This window comes from Emcibacter nanhaiensis, assembly GCF_006385175.1.
In the GTDB taxonomy this organism is placed as follows: Bacteria; Pseudomonadota; Alphaproteobacteria; order Sphingomonadales; family Emcibacteraceae; genus Emcibacter; species Emcibacter nanhaiensis.
The window spans coordinates 12307-27743 of record NZ_VFIY01000008.1; the positions used below are offsets into that span (position 1 = coordinate 12307).

13 protein-coding genes are annotated in these 15437 nt (G+C 57.8%); 9 read left to right on the forward strand and 4 right to left on the reverse strand.

The annotated features are described in order from the left end of the window. Positions 1-9 precede the first annotated feature (9 nt). From FIV46_RS08775 to FIV46_RS08785, 3 genes are all read right to left on the reverse strand, one after another. Complete coding sequence (locus FIV46_RS08775; RefSeq protein ID WP_139940549.1) at positions 10-1299, reverse strand: NAD(P)-binding domain-containing protein; 1290 nt, start codon at positions 1297-1299, stop codon at positions 10-12. Between the two features lie 82 nt (positions 1300-1381). Continuing rightward, positions 1382-2410: an isopenicillin N synthase family dioxygenase gene (locus FIV46_RS08780; protein ID WP_181163138.1), complete on the reverse strand. Its 1029-nt coding sequence runs from the start codon at positions 2408-2410 to the stop codon at positions 1382-1384. 291 nt (positions 2411-2701) lie between these two features. Beyond that, the gene (locus FIV46_RS08785; RefSeq protein WP_139940551.1) at positions 2702-3544 is read right to left on the reverse strand and encodes a fumarylacetoacetate hydrolase family protein; all 843 of its coding nucleotides are present in this window, start codon (positions 3542-3544) and stop codon (positions 2702-2704) included. 388 nt (positions 3545-3932) lie between these two features. On the opposite strand from FIV46_RS08785, the gene FIV46_RS08790 reads away from it, so the two are divergent. After that, positions 3933-4646 carry a GntR family transcriptional regulator gene (locus FIV46_RS08790; protein WP_139940552.1) on the forward strand — a complete coding sequence of 238 codons (714 nt, stop codon included), beginning with the start codon at positions 3933-3935 and terminating at the stop codon, positions 4644-4646. A gap of 60 nt (positions 4647-4706) precedes the next feature. After that, positions 4707-6191, forward strand: a complete 1485-nt coding sequence (locus tag FIV46_RS08795) for an AMP-binding protein (RefSeq protein ID WP_139940553.1) — start codon at positions 4707-4709, stop codon at positions 6189-6191. 24 nt (positions 6192-6215) lie between these two features. Here the strand turns inward: FIV46_RS08795 and FIV46_RS08800 are convergent, their stop codons facing one another. Beyond that, positions 6216-7562, reverse strand: a complete 1347-nt coding sequence (locus FIV46_RS08800; RefSeq protein ID WP_139940554.1) for an MHYT domain-containing protein — start codon at positions 7560-7562, stop codon at positions 6216-6218. A gap of 484 nt (positions 7563-8046) precedes the next feature. On the opposite strand from FIV46_RS08800, the gene FIV46_RS08805 reads away from it, so the two are divergent. The 7 genes from FIV46_RS08805 (at position 8047) to FIV46_RS08835 (ending at position 15425) form a co-directional block, all read left to right on the forward strand. Continuing rightward, positions 8047-8949, forward strand: a complete 903-nt coding sequence (locus FIV46_RS08805; RefSeq protein WP_139940555.1) for an FAD binding domain-containing protein — start codon at positions 8047-8049, stop codon at positions 8947-8949. Continuing rightward, on the forward strand, positions 8934-9425 hold the full coding sequence (locus FIV46_RS08810) for a (2Fe-2S)-binding protein (RefSeq protein WP_139940556.1): 492 nt from the start codon (positions 8934-8936) through the stop codon (positions 9423-9425). Before FIV46_RS08805 ends, FIV46_RS08810 begins: the two co-directional genes overlap by 16 nt. Beyond that, on the forward strand, positions 9422-11839 hold the full coding sequence (locus FIV46_RS08815; protein WP_139940557.1) for an aerobic carbon-monoxide dehydrogenase large subunit: 2418 nt from the start codon (positions 9422-9424) through the stop codon (positions 11837-11839). Before FIV46_RS08810 ends, FIV46_RS08815 begins: the two co-directional genes overlap by 4 nt. 99 nt (positions 11840-11938) lie before the next feature. After that, entirely contained in the window at positions 11939-12811 is an 873-nt protein-coding gene (locus FIV46_RS08820; protein ID WP_139940558.1) for an AAA family ATPase, read from the forward strand. Then, positions 12808-14016: a vWA domain-containing protein gene (locus FIV46_RS08825; RefSeq protein ID WP_139940559.1), complete on the forward strand. Its 1209-nt coding sequence runs from the start codon at positions 12808-12810 to the stop codon at positions 14014-14016. Before FIV46_RS08820 ends, FIV46_RS08825 begins: the two co-directional genes overlap by 4 nt. After that, positions 14003-14830, forward strand: a complete 828-nt coding sequence (locus tag FIV46_RS08830; protein ID WP_181163139.1) for an XdhC family protein — start codon at positions 14003-14005, stop codon at positions 14828-14830. Before FIV46_RS08825 ends, FIV46_RS08830 begins: the two co-directional genes overlap by 14 nt. Further along, positions 14817-15425, forward strand: coding sequence for a nucleotidyltransferase family protein (locus FIV46_RS08835; RefSeq protein ID WP_181163140.1), 609 nt, complete (start codon positions 14817-14819; stop codon positions 15423-15425). Before FIV46_RS08830 ends, FIV46_RS08835 begins: the two co-directional genes overlap by 14 nt. Positions 15426-15437: the final 12 nt, after the last annotated feature.

A 15437-nucleotide genomic window follows, 5' to 3' on the forward strand; every position in this document is an offset into this window, starting at 1 on the left:
ATTGTTCAATCAGAGTGCCGCGGACTCCAGCGCCGTCGACGCCCAGGCCCGCATGCGCCACTTGCCGTGAGGCCGCTCCCAGACCGCCAGATAGCGGTTATGCAGCTTGCGGTTCTCGCCGGCCACATCCACATCAATCTTCACCGTGCCCTGGGCAATGGCCACATTGCCGTAGCAGGAAACGTCAATGCTTTCCCGGTCGATGCTGTTGTAGCTGATCTCGCCGGAGGTCTGGCTGGCGAGGAACTCGTCCTTGCTCTGGGTATAACCGTTGGTATGGGTATAGGTCAGTTCCGGGGAGTAGAAAGTCTCAATCTTGGCTCGCTCACCTTCCATCATCACCGCGTATCTTTCATCGTCGGCGGCAATAACTTCCGCGGCGCATTCATCGCCACCGAAAGACGGGATCACACTCGGGCTTTTGTCTGCCAGCGGATATTCGGCCAGCGCGCTGACCTCCTGGTCGCCGCGGCCATCGTCCACCAGCTCCTGCATGTTGCGGCCGACAAAGCTGTGGATCGGCAGCTCGTAACCGTTTGCTTCGGCATTGGCCAGGACCATCTTCAGGTCCTTGTAGCCCATCACCACCGGACCGGCGTTGGTGTATTCCTTGGATTTCAGGCCCGCCGCCCGGGACTGATAGTGGCGCGAGCCGACAATGCTGTTGTTGACCGCATCAACCAGCACCTCGCGGGACATGCCCCACTGCTCGCCGAAGCGAATGGCTTCGCCCAGGGTATTGGTCGCACTCATCACCAGCATATTGATGACCAGCTTGATCACCCGGGCGGCCTCCCCCTCGCCGACATAGTCGCGGCTCATGGACATATGCTCCAGGACCGGCAGGGCCCTGCCGTAATCTTCCTTGTTGCCGGAGGCAAAAACCGACAGGGTTCCGGCTTCGGCCAGATAGACGGTGCCGGACACCGGGGCCCGCAGGTAGCTGCATCCCTTGTCCTCAATCATTTTGGCAAAGCGCTCAGAGTCCTCGGGCGAGATGGTGCTGGTATCGACCACCAGTGCGCCGGGTTTGATGTTGGCCAGAATACCGTCTTCGCCGGTCAAGGCTGACTCGATCACTTCCCCATTGTACAGCATGGTAATAATGATGTCGGCGTCCCTGACAGCATCGGCAATGGTAGATACCGCTTTTACACCCTGCTCTGCAGCAAGCTGGCGACGCTCCGGAGAAATATCATAGCCGGCAACCTCGTAGCCGCCCTTGGCAATATGGGCGGCAATTGGCAACCCCATTGATCCCAGGCCAATACTTGCAACACGATATTGTGCGTCTCCCATTTTCGCTTACCTCTTCTTTTCAAGCATCTAGAAATGAACGTAATGCAGGGGAAAGGCTCCCCTGCATGATTAGTTTTCAACCTTATTTCTTCGGCGTGGTATAGGCGTCGATATATCCGGCGAAATGTTCATAGAAATTCTTGCGCGGATATTTCCGTTCCTCGCCCTCTGCCGCCAGGCCCGGCAGCGGGTCATTAAAGGCCTCGTCGCCCGGATCAAAGAACAGCGGCATGGAGACGCGCTCGGTCGGCGGCTCGGTCACCCGGTGCGGGGTTGCCATGAAGCGGCCGTTGGACAGCTGGTTCAGCCATTCACCGCCATTGACGATGATGGCGCCCGGCACACATTCCACATCGATCCAGTCCATCCGGGGCGTACGCACCTGAAGACCGGGGATCGGGGACATGGGCAGCAGGGTGATAAAGCTGTGGTCGCTGTGGGCGGTATTAGCCAGTTCGCCTTCGGCATTGGGGCTGCCGGCATAATAGTTCAGGCGGCCGTACCACTCGCTGTCGGCGAAATCTTCATCCAGGAAATCCGGACTCTGGCCCAGCGCGACGGAATAAACCTTCAACAGTTTGAAGGCCAGATCGACCATGGCGTTGTGATAGCGGTTGATTTTAGCCTTGAAGTCCGGCAGCAGCTTCGGATCCGGCCATTTGTTCATGGCGCGATGTTTGATTCCCTTGACCACCTTGGGATCATCCGGTTCCCGGTCACGCAGCACGGCCCAGCCGGCCAAGGTGGATTTCCACTCCTTTTCGGCCTCATATCCGGGACGAACGTTGGTCACCGAGTTTGCCGGCCAATAGCCCTGGATATGCTCGCCATGGAAATATTTCTGCAGCTCGTCCTGGGGCAGATGGAACGCTTCTTTGACCTGCTGTTCCGCCTCATCGATAAAGGACTGATCAACACCATGATTGACAATGGCGGAAAAGCCCAGTGATGACTGGATAGCCCTAACGTTGGCTGCCAGCTGTTCCAGGGCGCCGTCCTTGCCGGCCAAATAATCCCCGACATCCAGCAGCGGAAGTTCGGTGCAAACCTCGATAGCATGCGCCACTTCCGGAGTGGGGTCGGGCAATTTAATTCCGTTGAAATTTGACATGGATACCTCTCCTAAATTCACTCTCATACACCTCAGCTTTTGCGGGCGCGCCTGTATCAGGCGTTCAGCGTGCGAGGCAATTGATCTCCTGCTTCATTCAACCAATTGAACGCCAAAAAATCGAGGAGATCAAATCATCAATACTGATCAAAAACATAACCCCTATTAATGACTATTTACCCTTTAAAAACAGAAACTTATGCCCTGACAGCGCAAGCCGTCAAACATGCCTGTATCAGGAGGTATTGACCTCCGTTATATGCTCCGGGCGGCCGAAACCGCCCAGGCAGGTTATTTCATTGCAACCTTGTGAACCTGGTCGCCAAGACCGGTGATGCCACAGGTTATCTCGTCACCATCCGCCAGGTAGGTTTCCGGCTTCATGCCCAGACCGACCCCGGCCGGAGTTCCAGTGATAATCAGATCGCCGGGCAGCAGGGTCTGATAGGTGCTCAGATGCGCAATAAGCTCGGCAATGGTGAAGACCATTTCGGCCGTGGTGCCGCGCTGGCGGGACTCACCATTCACATCCAGCCACAGATCGAGGGCCTGCGGATCGGCCACTTCATCGCTGGTCACGAACGTGGGACCAACCGGCGTAAAATTGTCATAGCTCTTGCCTTTGCCCAAGGTGCCGCCCTTGTCAAACTGCCAGTGGCGTTCGGACACATCGACAACCGTGCAATAGCCGGCGACATAGTCCAGCGCTTCTTCCACGGCGACATGTTTGGCTTCTTTGCTGATCAGGAAGCCGAGCTCGATTTCCCAGTCCAGTTTTTCGGCACTGGCCGGAACCTCGATCAGGTCGGTACAGCCGGACAGGGAACTGACAGACTTGTAAAAGACCAGCGGATCCACCGGCACGGGATAATTCGCTTCTTCTGCATGGTCTTTATAGTTAAGGCCGATGGCAATCACCTGGCGAATACCGGACACCGGCACGCCGAGCCGCGGGTTACCGCTGACAAGGGGAAGTTTTTCCGGATCGATTGCCGCCAGAGCAGACAGCCACTCTTCGGTGAACATGTCGCAGCCAATGTCAGACAGCAGCGGCGAAAGCGCCCTGATATTGCCATCAGCGTCGATCAGGCCCGGCAGTTCCTCATTTCTTGATCCGTAACGAACAAACTTCATCTCTTAACCCTCAATAACGTTTCAACCCCCACATCGTTAACTTTCCCCCACCGCTTCGTCAACAAAAATATCGATATTTTTATCCTTCTTTTTCAGCGAGGAAAACCGGCCAACTCTTTTGCACTGCAAAACAATACGCATCCTTAAATTATTTTTATATGCTTTATTTCAATTACTTAATAGATATTCTATTCCAAAAATAAGTCAGCTTGAGCAAAAACACCAAGGGCCATTCTGAAGCAAGGGCAAAATATTATTTGAAAGAACTGAAAAAATATCGATATATTGAGGTGAGTAGAAAAAACCACTTTAGCCCCTGAATCGGCATTTACCCGAACAGGATAAAAGGCTAAACCTTTGGTGGGAGCAGTCATACAGCGGAGAGAGCATGAGCGCGTTGATGGAAAAAACTGAACTGGGGGAAAGCAAAAGCCTGACCGGGCGGACCTATGAAGAACTGCGGTCCGATATTCTGCGCGGCCGCATTGCACCTGACAAGAAGCTTCGCCTCAAGGACCTGCAGGAAAGATTCAGCACCAGCCTGAGCGTTGTGCGCGAAGCCCTGGCGCGCCTGAGTTCCGAGGGCCTGGTCCGCGCCCTGGACCAGCGCGGCTTTGTCACCGCCAGCCTTACCCTCGCCGACCTGAAGGACCTGTTGCAAACCCGGCGCCAGATTGAAAGCATTGCCATCAAGCAGGCCATCGAACTGGGCACCCCGCAATGGGAAGCCGACGTCAGTGCGGCCTATGCCGCGCTTGCCACCCTCGACCAGAAGCATGGGGAAAAAAATTATCTCAGCGAAGACTGGATCAGGGCCCATGAAGCCTTTCACCAGCGCCTGATCGAAGGATGCCAGTCCAAGACCCTGACCGCTATTTGCACGGGGCTCTCGGAACGCATTCAGCGCTATCGATATCTGTCCGTCTCGCTTGCCCCGCATCGCGACGCCCCCGGCGAACATAAAGAAATTCTTCAGGCCGTGCTGGCCCGCGACGTTGCACTGGCGCAGGCCGTTCTCGACAAACATTACGCCAGAACCGAGCAAATTCTGACCGATGCCTGGTCGAGTGTCGAAAGCCAGAACAACAGCCGGGACGATTAGGAAATCCGGCCAGGAACGACAGGTTTATCTACCTCCTTTTGAATTGGGAGCTTTCTGCTAATGAATATTTTCAGTTTACTCACCCTGGGAACAAGCCGTTACAAAAACGAGGGCGCCATTTTCCACGGCACCAGACAGGTCTGCAGCTGGGCCGAACTCAGCGACCGCAGCCTGAGACTCGCCGCCCACATGCATGACAACACCCCCCCCGGCGGCCGGGTGGCCGTGGTGGCAAAAAACTGTCCGCAATATATCGAAATCATGTTTGCCAGCTGGGCCGCGGGCCGGGTGGTCGTCCCCATCAATGCAAAACTGCACAGCCGCGAGATTAACGACATTATCTCCGACGCGGAAGCCGCCCTGGTCTTTGCAACCCCGGCGGAGGCGGCAAAGCTGGAAGGCGTGGACTGCCCGGTGACCATTATTGGCTCGCCAGAGTATGAAGAGATGTTCGCAGGTGATCCAACCCCTCCGGCAGAGGTTGCCCCGGACGACCTGGCCTGGCTGTTCTTCACCAGCGGCACCACCGGCCGCTCAAAGGGCGCCATGCTGTCGCATCGTAACCTCATGGCCATGACAATTTCCCATCTGGCCGATTTCGAAGCCCTGACGGAGAATGACGGCATTATTCATTCCGCCCCCATGTCGCACGGCTCCGGGCTCTATATCCTCCCCTATGTGGCGCGGGCGGCACGGCAGATTGTGCCGGAGTCCGGCGGCTTCGAACCGGAAGAAGTGCTGGACCTGTGCGAACATCATCGCAATATCGGCATGTTCCTGGCCCCGACCATGGTGCAGCGCCTGCGCCTGACGCTGGAAAAAACCGGACGCCATCCGGAAGGCCTGCGCAATATCGTCTATGGCGGCGGCCCCATGTATCTGGAGGAAATCCGCCAGTCACTCGACGTTTTCGGACCGGTATTCTGCCAGTTATACGGCCAGGGCGAAGCGCCCATGACCATCACCGGGCTGCGCCCCGGCGATTTTGCCGATGGCGACGATGCGGTGCTTTCTTCCGTCGGTTGGCCGCGCTCCGGCATGGAAGTGGCCATTTTTGACAACAATGACCAGCCCCTGCCCCCGGGCGAGACCGGCGAGATCGTCTGCCGCGGCGACGTGGTCATGTCCGGCTACTGGAACAATCCGACCGCCACCGAATCCACCCTGGCCGGCGGCTGGCTGCATACCGGCGACCTGGGCTCCCTGGATGAAGACGGCAAGCTGACCCTGCGCGGCCGCTCCAAGGAAGTGATTATTTCCGGCGGCACCAATATCTATCCCCGCGAGGTGGAGGAGGTGCTGCTCACCTGCCCCGGGGTCAGTGAAGCCTGTGTGGTCGGGGAAAAGGATCCGGACTGGGGTGAAAATGTGGTCGCCTTTATCACCTGGCAGGAAAATGCCACACCGGATGAAAAGCTGCTTGAAACTCATTGCCTGGAAAATATGGCCCGGTTCAAACGGCCGAAACGCTATATCTTCCTTGATGACTTCCCCAAGAGCGCCAACGGCAAGGTCCTGAAGCGGGAGCTGGAAAACCTTCTGTAAAACCCCCGAACCGGCTCCCCTGAATCACAGGGCATGCTGATTTTGGGTGATCGCCTGGCTGACCATGCCAAAATGTTTGCGGCTGATGGGGAGTTTCCTGCCCACATGGGTGGAGAAGATAATCGATCCGGCTTCACCCTGGCGTTTATAGCCCACCACCTTGGCCAGATTGACCAGATGGCTGCGGTGGACCTTGATGAAGCCATGTTCCCGAAGGACCTCTTCCAGGGCAGAGAGGCGCCGGTCACAGAAGTTCTCCTCAATCTCCCCCTGTTCGTTCAGATGACCAATCTGGGTATAATGCCCGGCGGCAGAAATATAGAAAATGCTGGAAGATTTGATAAAGCGGATCTCACCGTTTTTAGAGATCTGGATACTGCTTTCCTCTTCCTGCAGCGAAGACTCCGGTCCCGCCCCTTCGGATCCGTTTGCCGCCGTCGGTGAAGCACTGACGGCACCAAACAGGGGATAGAGATTCGAGCCCCCCTGTCCCGCCTGCAAATCAACCGCGAAGTTCAGGCCGTTGACCTTGGGTCCCTTGGCGATATCCTTATCATCGAAGCGGACTTTGACCACATCGGGCGTCAGCCCGCCCCGCCAGGCATCCGACAGGGAGTAGGCCAGTTCAAGACCTAGACGTTTTTTGCGGCGGTATTTGTTGTCCTTGGCGCTGGGCAGGGAAAGCAGCAGGAAAGCATCAAGCAACAGGAAGGTGACCAGAGCGATGATGCCCGCCAGGAAAGTATTGTCAATGGCCGACACCTCAAGCACGTCACCACTGTCCAGATAATCAAACGTGGTGCCGAACATGGCCACATAATGCATCGCTGAAATGGCGATCCCCAGGATAATCGAAGCGACGATATGGTTCCGGCCCTTCATGGTCACCGACGTTAAAACCCACAAGGCGATCCAGGAGGCAACGACGCTGATGGCAAAGGCGCCGGCGATGCCGACGGTACTATAGGACACCCGGCAGACAATGCGCAGCGCGTCCATCCCGATATAATGCATGGTGGAAATGCCCAGCCCCATCAGCAATGCCCCCGCCGGCCGGCCATATTTGGTCAGCACCCCGGAGGTCGCGGCATAGAGAGCCAGTCCGGTAAGCACCACCGCCACCAGAGACGACAAAAGCGTGGGCAGAAAGGCGTAACTGACCGGGATCGGCAACTGGATCGCCAGCAAGCCGATAAAATGCATGGACCAGATCCCCACGCCCAGAGCAAGTGACCCGAGGGCGATCCGGGTTTTATAGGCAATATGCCGGGTGGCCCGGGCCTTGGCCAGGATAATAATGGCCGTGTAGGTGCCGAGCATGGCGGCGCCTATGGAGAGAAGTACCAAAATAGGATCATAATGAACGATCATTATGAAATGTCATCCCTCTTTTACAGCATCCATGCCCTGATGGAATGCATTGAGAATTTCTGTTGCTACCCCCTGAAAGAAAATACCTTCCGGCCTCTTTTCCCTATTTATGTTTTCCTGTCCATGGTTCCCGGGACAGATTTTTTGTATATCTGAAAAATAATCCTAATCCGGAACCTTTTCAATCACTTTTGTATATTCAGATAAGCCGGCTTCAGGAAAACTAACGTGAGACTCGCCTTTGTACCCTGCCGACACTCCTGCAGTCTCGTAACGTTTTTCGTGGAAATAATTCGCCACTGGTGAAAATAAACCGTCCTTCACGCACAGTCGGGAGGAAACGTTTGCAAGGCCCTGAATTCTGTTGTTAGCCTTCTTGAATAGAGGGAGTGCGCGCATTTACGGGATTGGAGAATGCGCACATTTTTTCATGTTTTCCACAAGAATAATCTATCGACCAGCTTCGAACGAAAGGCGGAAAAATATGATTCCTGGGAGCTTTGAATATCTATGTCCAACATCCAAGGGCGATGCCCTGAAGATGCTGGCCGACGGCGGTGAGAACACCCGTCCCCTGGCAGGGGGCCACAGCCTCATCCCGATGATGAAACTGCGCATGGCCAGTCCGGAAAAGCTTGTTGACCTGAGCAAGATCAGCGAGCTGAAGGGTATCTCCGTGGGGAAAAAGGAAATCACCATCGGGGCCATGACCACCCAGCATGAACTCATCGGCGATGAGGATCTGCATCGCGCCTGCCCGATCATGCGGGAAGCAGCCCTGCTGATCGCCGACCCCCAGGTGCGTTACTGCGGCACCTTGGGCGGCAACATCGGCAACGGCGACCCGGGCAACGACATGCCCGGCCTGATGCAGTGCCTCGACGCCACCTATGTGGTCGAAAGCAGCGGCGGCTCCAGAAATATCAAGGCCCGGGACTTTTACCAGGGCGCCTATTTCACGGCCCTTGACACCGGTGAAATCATCACCGGCGTGAAAATTCCCATGCCGGCTGAAAATCACGGCTATGCCTACACCAAGCTGAAACGGAAAGTCGGCGATTACGCCACCGCCGCAGCAGCGGTCATTGTGGAAATAGCCAAGGGCCAGGTCCGGGCGGCATCCATTGCCCTGACCAACGTGGCCGATACGCCGCTGTATGCAGAGGACGCGGTAAAGGCGATTGTCGGCACGTCCCTGGACGCCACTGATATCGACAAGGCCGTGGCGGCGGCCGAGGCCATTACCAGTCCGGTTTCCGACGGACGGGGTTCGGCGGAATATCGGACGAAAATGGCCGGTGTAATGGTGCGACGGGCGCTGGAGAGCGCCAAGGATCGTGCAGGTGAAGCTAAAAGCGGAGGTATATTGGGATGGCTAAAAGGGTAGTCAATTTAACCATCAACGGCGAGCCACAGGAACTGCTTGTCGAGGATCGGGAACTTTTAATTCATACATTGCGCGAGCAGCTGTTGCTGACCGGGGCGCACATCGGCTGTGACACCACCCACTGCGGGGCCTGTACCGTCGATCTTGACGGCCGTTCCGTCAAAAGCTGCACCATGTTCACGGTCCAGGCGGACGGCGCCGACATCACCACGGTTGAAGGCATGGCCCAGCCGGACGGTACCCTGCATGCCCTGCAGGAAGCCTTCCGCCAGAACCATGGTCTGCAATGCGGCTTCTGCACCCCGGGCATGATCATGCGGGCCCATCGCCTGCTGCAGGAAAACCCGGATCCCACCGAGGAAGAAATCCGCTGGGGCATTTCCGGCAACATCTGCCGCTGCACCGGATACCAGAATATTGTCAAGGCGATCCAGAGCGCGGCAAACACACTGAACCAGAGGGAGGCGGCAGAATGAATGATCAAACTCCAGTTTCCGCACAGGAAAGAGAAGAAAAACTTGAAGGCATCGGCTGTAAAAGAAAACGCGTCGAAGACGTCCGTTTCACCCAGGGCAAAGGCAACTACGTGGACGATGTCAAGCTGCCCGGCATGCTGTTCGGGGATTTCTATCGTAGTCCCTACGCCCATGCCCGCATCAAAAACATCAACAAAGACTCCGCCCTCGCCGTCCCCGGCGTGGTGGCGGTGGTTACTGCAGAAGACCTTATTCCGCTGAACCTCCATTATATGCCGACCCTGGCGGGCGACGTGCAGGCGGTGCTGGCCCACGAAAAAGTGCTGTTCCAGAATCAGGAAGTGGCCTTCATCATCGCCAAGGACCGCTATGCGGCCGCCGACGGGGTCGAGGCCCTTGAAGTGGAATATGAAGAGCTGGAGCCGCTGGTCGACCCCTTCAAGTCCATGGAGCCCGACGCGCCGCTGCTACGTGAGGACATCAAGGACAAGAAGGAAGGCGCCCACGGTCCCCGGGTTCATCACAATCATATCTTCACCTGGACCGCCGGCGACAAGGACGCCACCGAAGACGCCTTCTCCAAGGCCGATGTGGTGGTCAAGGAATATCTGGCCCATCCCCGGGTCCATCCCTGTCCGCTGGAAACCTGCTGTTCTGTGGCCAATATGGACAAGATCACCGGCCAGCTGACCCTGTGGGGCACCTTCCAGGCGCCCCATGTGGTCCGTACTGTGGCCTCGCTGATTGCCAATATCCCGGAACATAAAATCCGGGTCATTGCCCCGGATATCGGCGGCGGCTTCGGCAATAAAGTCGGGGTCTATCCCGGCTACGTCATGTCCGTGGTCGGCACCATCGTTGCCGGCGCGCCGGTCAAATGGGTGGAGGACCGGATCGAAAACCTGACCACCACCGCCTTCGCCCGTGACTATCACATCACTGCCGAACTGGCGGCGACCAAGGACGGCAAGATCCTCGGCATGCGCTCGCACGTGCTGGCTGACCACGGGGCCTTTGACGCCTGCGCCGACCCGACCAAATTCCCGGCCGGCCTGTATCATGTCTGTACCGGCTCCTATGACATTCCCTCCGCCTTTATCCAGGTGGACGGGGTCTATACCAACAAGGCACCGGGCGGGGTGGCCTATCGCTGTTCGTTCCGGGTGACCGAGGCGGTCTATACCATCGAGCGGATCATCGACGTGCTGGCCCAGAAACTGGACATGGACCCGGCCGATATCCGCAAGAAAAACTTCGTCCAGCCGGAACAGTTCCCCTATACCTCGGCCACAGGCTGGGAGTATGACAGCGGCGACTATCCCACCGCTATGGCCAAGGCCATGGACGCCGTGGGCTATGACCAGCTGCGCCAGGAACAGGCCCAGAAGCTTGCGGACTTCAAAGCCGGCAAGTCCCGGCAACTGATGGGCATCGGCATTTCCTTCTTTACGGAAATTGTCGGCGCCGGACCGTCCAAGAACTGCGACATTCTCGGCATCGGTATGTTCGACAGCTGTGAAATCCGTGTTCATCCGACCGGCGCGGCCATCGCCCGGCTCGGCACCAAGTCCCAGGGACAGGGCCATGAAACCACTTATGCCCAGATCCTGGCGACCGAGACCGGCATCCCGTCTGACATGATCACCATCGAGGAGGGCGACACCGACACCGCGCCTTACGGGCTCGGCACCTACGGCTCCCGCTCCACCCCGGTAGCGGGGGCCGCTTGTGCCCGGGCCGGCCGCAAGATCAAGCAGAAAGCGCAGCTGATCGCCTCACACCTTCTGGAAGTCCATCATGACGATCTGGAATGGAATGTGGACGGCTTCCAGGTCAAGGGCAATCCGGAAAAACGCAAGTCCATGAAGGAGCTTGCCTGGGCCGCCTACAATAATGTGCCGGAAGGCATGGAGATGGGGCTGGAGGCCGTGGATTACTATGATCCGCCGAACTTCACCTATCCTTACGGCGCCTATTTCTGCGTGGTCGACATTGATGTGGACACCGGCGAAAGTAAAATCCGGCGCTTCTACGCCCTGGATGACTGCGGCACCCGGATCAACCCGATGATTATCGAGGGCCAGATCCACGGCGGCCTCACTGAAGCCTTCGCCGTCGCCATGGGCCAGCTGATCCATTATGACGAGTATGGTAACGTCCAGGGCGGCAGTCTGATGGACTTCTTCCTGCCGACAGCAGTGGAGACTCCCCATTGGGAAACCGACTATACCGAAGTGCCGAGCCCGCATCATCCGATCGGCGCCAAGGGCGTTGGTGAAAGCCCCCATGTGGGCGGCGTGCCGGCCTTCTCCAATGCGGTCAACGACGCCTTCAAGAAACTGGGCGGGGTGCATACCCATATGCCGCATACATCGGCCAATATCTGGGCCTATGCCCAGAGCCTCGGGCTCTGAGCCATCCCGGGCCGCACGTCCGGTAAAACAATCCGAGAAAGGGCAAAATGGAAATTTTGTCCTTTCTCCTTGCCATGACCAAACATTGGAAAGCTTTTGATGAGTAGCGTTCAGGAATACCGACAATATCTGGAACAGGGCTCCTATGTGGCCGAGGATGTCCTGGCCACTGCCCTGTATATGGCGGAGAAGCTGTCCCGTCCGCTGCTGCTGGAAGGCGAAGCCGGGGTCGGCAAGACCTTTGTCGCCAGCGCCCTGGCCGAGGCCATGGGCCGCAAGCTGATCCGCCTGCAATGCTATGAAGGGCTGGACGCCACCCAGGCCATCTATGAGTGGAACTACCAGCGCCAGATCCTGACCATCGCCAAGAAGGCCAACGAGCATACCCCTATTGCCGACAAGGACCTGTTTTCTGAAGATTTCCTGTTGAAACGTCCGCTGCTGCAGGCCATCACCCAGGACATCTCCCCGATCCTGTTGATCGACGAGATCGACCGGGCCGATGAGGAGTTCGAGGCCTTCCTGCTGGAACTGCTGGCCGAATACCAGATTTCCATTCCCGAATATGGCGTCGTCAAGGCCAAGACCATTCCCCTGGTGATCCTGACCTCCAACGGCACCCGGGAACTGTCCGACGCGCTGCGGCGGCGTTGCCTCTATCATTACATCGACTATCCCGATGCCGGCACCGAACTCCGGATCGTGCGCAAAAGAATGCCCGACTGTCCGGAGAGCCTTGCGAGCCAGATCGTGAACTTCATTCAGACCCTGCGCAAGGAAGACCTCAAGAAAACCCCGGGCATCGCCGAAACCCTGGACTGGACCGCCGCCCTTGTCGGCCTGAATGTCCGCGACCTGGGCGATGACGTGGAACTGATCCATAATACCCTGTTGTGTGTCCTGAAAACCCGGGAGGATATTGACGCCCTGCCGGTTGAAATCGTCTCCAAACTGATTGCCAAATCCGCATGACAGAAACGGCCACCCCAAACATAACAAGTGATATCCCCGGCTTCGAAGCCCGCCTGGTGCAGTTTTCCCGGCTGCTGCGGGACAACGGTTATACCATCGGCCGCCGGGATGTGGCGGATCTCTGCTCGGTACTGTCCCTGGAAGATACCCTTCGGCAGCGGCGCTTCCGCCAGGCCCTGCAGGTGGTCTTTTGCTCCACCCCTTCGGAAATCGGCCGCTTCGACGAATTGTTCGACGCCTACTGGAACGAACGGGTGGGCCGGAAACGCACCGTCTATCGCCAGAAGTCGGCCGCCCGGGAAGCCGTCGTTTCCAAGGAACAGGAACAAGGCCCCGGCGCCTCCGGCGGCGGACTGGCCCATTATTTCGAATGGAAGCAGCAACAGGACGAAACATCCGGCGAAGAAGAACAGCAAAGCACCGGCAACGTCCAGGGCGGTGCCTCAGAAAAAGGCTCAGGCGCCCGGGCCGATTTCGGCAAAATCAGCGATCCCGAGGAGTTCGAGCGGCTGATGGCCCTGGCGGAACGGCTGGCCCGGCAGATGCGCTACCGGATCGCCCGGCGCTACCGCAAGTTCAACAAAGGCGTGGTGATCGACCTGCGCCGCACCCTGCGCCACATGATCGAAACCGGCGGTTTCCCGGTCAAGATCAGAAAGAAGCTGAAAAAACGGCCACCTGTTTCGCTGCTGACTTTTGTCGATGTGTCGGGCTCCATGGACGCTTATTCACTGTTTTTTGCCCGTTTCGTCCATGCCCTGACCGGCGGGTTCCTCAGGGCCGAGGCCTTCCTGTTCCACACCCGGCTGGTGCATATCACCCAGACCCTGAAAGAAGCCGATCCGGTCAAGATGATGGAAAAGCTGGCCCTGATCAGCCAGGGCTGGTCCGGCGGCACCCGGATTGGTGACGCGCTGGCCACCTTCAACCGCAACTACGCGCAGAAATATACTGGCAAGCGAACCGTCGCCATCATCATGAGCGACGGTTATGACACCGGTGCGCCGGAAAAGCTGGAAGCTGAGCTGAAACGGCTCCGCACTCGCTGCTACAAAATCATCTGGCTCAATCCCATGCTGGGTCGCGAGAGTTATGAGCCTTCCACCAACGCCATGCAGAAAGCGCTGGGCCAAATCGATGTCTTTGCCCCCGCGCATAACCTCAGATCTCTTCTGCTGCTGGAGAAATACCTTGCCGCCGCTTAGTGAACTGGAAACCTCCCTGCTGGGGGCAAGAAATGCGGTTGCCGCTTTCCAGGAGCGCTGGGACGGCAAAACTCCCTATGTGGTCGCCACCATTATCCGGGTCCATGGTGCGGCCGCTGCCAAGCCCGGCGACAAGGCGATCATCACCGGTGACGGCGAGATTATCGGCACCATCGGCGGCGGCTGCCTGAGGGGCGCGGTCAAGAAGGCGGCACAACACGCCATCGAGAGCGGCGAGCCCCAGTTCATCCGCACCATGCCCAAGGAACGCATGGATGAGGTCGAGGAAGAAGAAGGCCTCGAGACCTTTCCCAGCAGCTGCCCGAGCAAAGGCGAAGTGGAGGTATTCCTCGAACCGGTCAAACCCAAACCGACCCTGGTGGTATTCGGCGAAACGGAACTTGCCCATTCCCTCGTGGTCTTTGGCCGGGCGCTGGGCTTCCGCTCCCTGCACGGGGAAAGTGGCGGCAACTCGGCGGCCACGGAAAACTTCACCCTTGACGATCTCGCCGCCGGCAACAAACCTGCCCCGGACTATATTGTCGTCGCCACCCAGGGCGTCAAAGACAAGGCTGCGCTGGAGGCCGCCGTGAAAAGCTGTTGCCCCCATGTGTTTTTTGTGGCCAGTATGAAAAAAGCCGCTTTCTGGAAAGAACGGCTTGTGGAAAGCGGGATCTCGGATCAGGATCTGGACCGGCTGATCTCACCGGCCGGGTTGCATATCGGCGCCCGGGGGCCGGCGGAGATTGCCGTCTCCATCCTGGCCCAGGTCATCCAGATCAAGAATGAGAAGAAACCGAGTGACGACAGCTAGTCCTGACATAGAAATCGTCGTGCTTGCCGCAGGACTGTCCCGGCGCATGGGCGAAGCCAACAAGCTGCTGCTCGAAATTGACGGCGAGCCGCTGGTCCGCCGGGCCGTGCGCCGCTACCGGGCCTGCGCCGAGCGGGTCATCGTCGTCCTCGGCCATGAAGCGGACCGGGTGCGTGAAGCCCTCAGCGGCCTCGACGTGCGCTGTGTGGTCAACCCGGACTATCAGGAAGGACGGCAGTCCACCGCCCGGGCCGGTTTCCAGGCGGCGGCTATGGACGGGGAAGCGGTCATGCTTGCCCTCGCCGACCAGCCGCTGCTGGAGGAAGCAGACATTGCCCTGCTGATCGACGGATTTATGCATAGCGGTAGAGATAAAATCTTCATCCCCTATTTCCAAGGCGCCAGAGGCAACCCGGTGATATTTCCGGCGTCCCTGGCACGGGATATCAAGGCTGACAGGCAGGTGCCGGGATGCCGGAAATTCATCGATGCCCACCCCGAACTGGTGCACCGGTTCGAGGTTCCCAACAACCATTTCATGACCGACATCGACACGCCGGAAGAGGCGCAACTTTTCGGGGCAATGCCCCAATGAACATTTAAAGAA

What these genes read in the sequence shown, in the direction of transcription:
- FIV46_RS08795 (WP_139940553.1), top strand. Translation starts at nt 4,707, where the DNA reads ATGAATATTTTCAGTTTACTCACCCTGGGAACAAGCCGTTACAAAAAC.
- FIV46_RS08775 (WP_139940549.1), bottom strand. Translation starts at nt 1,299, where the DNA reads ATGGGAGACGCACAATATCGTGTTGCAAGTATTGGCCTGGGATCAATG.
- FIV46_RS08820 (WP_139940558.1), top strand. Translation starts at nt 11,939, where the DNA reads ATGAGTAGCGTTCAGGAATACCGACAATATCTGGAACAGGGCTCCTAT.
- FIV46_RS08790 (WP_139940552.1), top strand. Translation starts at nt 3,933, where the DNA reads ATGAGCGCGTTGATGGAAAAAACTGAACTGGGGGAAAGCAAAAGCCTG.
- FIV46_RS08825 (WP_139940559.1), top strand. Translation starts at nt 12,808, where the DNA reads ATGACAGAAACGGCCACCCCAAACATAACAAGTGATATCCCCGGCTTC.
- FIV46_RS08805 (WP_139940555.1), top strand. Translation starts at nt 8,047, where the DNA reads ATGATTCCTGGGAGCTTTGAATATCTATGTCCAACATCCAAGGGCGAT.
- FIV46_RS08815 (WP_139940557.1), top strand. Translation starts at nt 9,422, where the DNA reads ATGAATGATCAAACTCCAGTTTCCGCACAGGAAAGAGAAGAAAAACTT.
- FIV46_RS08810 (WP_139940556.1), top strand. Translation starts at nt 8,934, where the DNA reads ATGGCTAAAAGGGTAGTCAATTTAACCATCAACGGCGAGCCACAGGAA.
- FIV46_RS08780 (WP_181163138.1), bottom strand. Translation starts at nt 2,410, where the DNA reads ATGTCAAATTTCAACGGAATTAAATTGCCCGACCCCACTCCGGAAGTG.
- FIV46_RS08785 (WP_139940551.1), bottom strand. Translation starts at nt 3,544, where the DNA reads ATGAAGTTTGTTCGTTACGGATCAAGAAATGAGGAACTGCCGGGCCTG.
- FIV46_RS08800 (WP_139940554.1), bottom strand. Translation starts at nt 7,562, where the DNA reads ATGATCGTTCATTATGATCCTATTTTGGTACTTCTCTCCATAGGCGCC.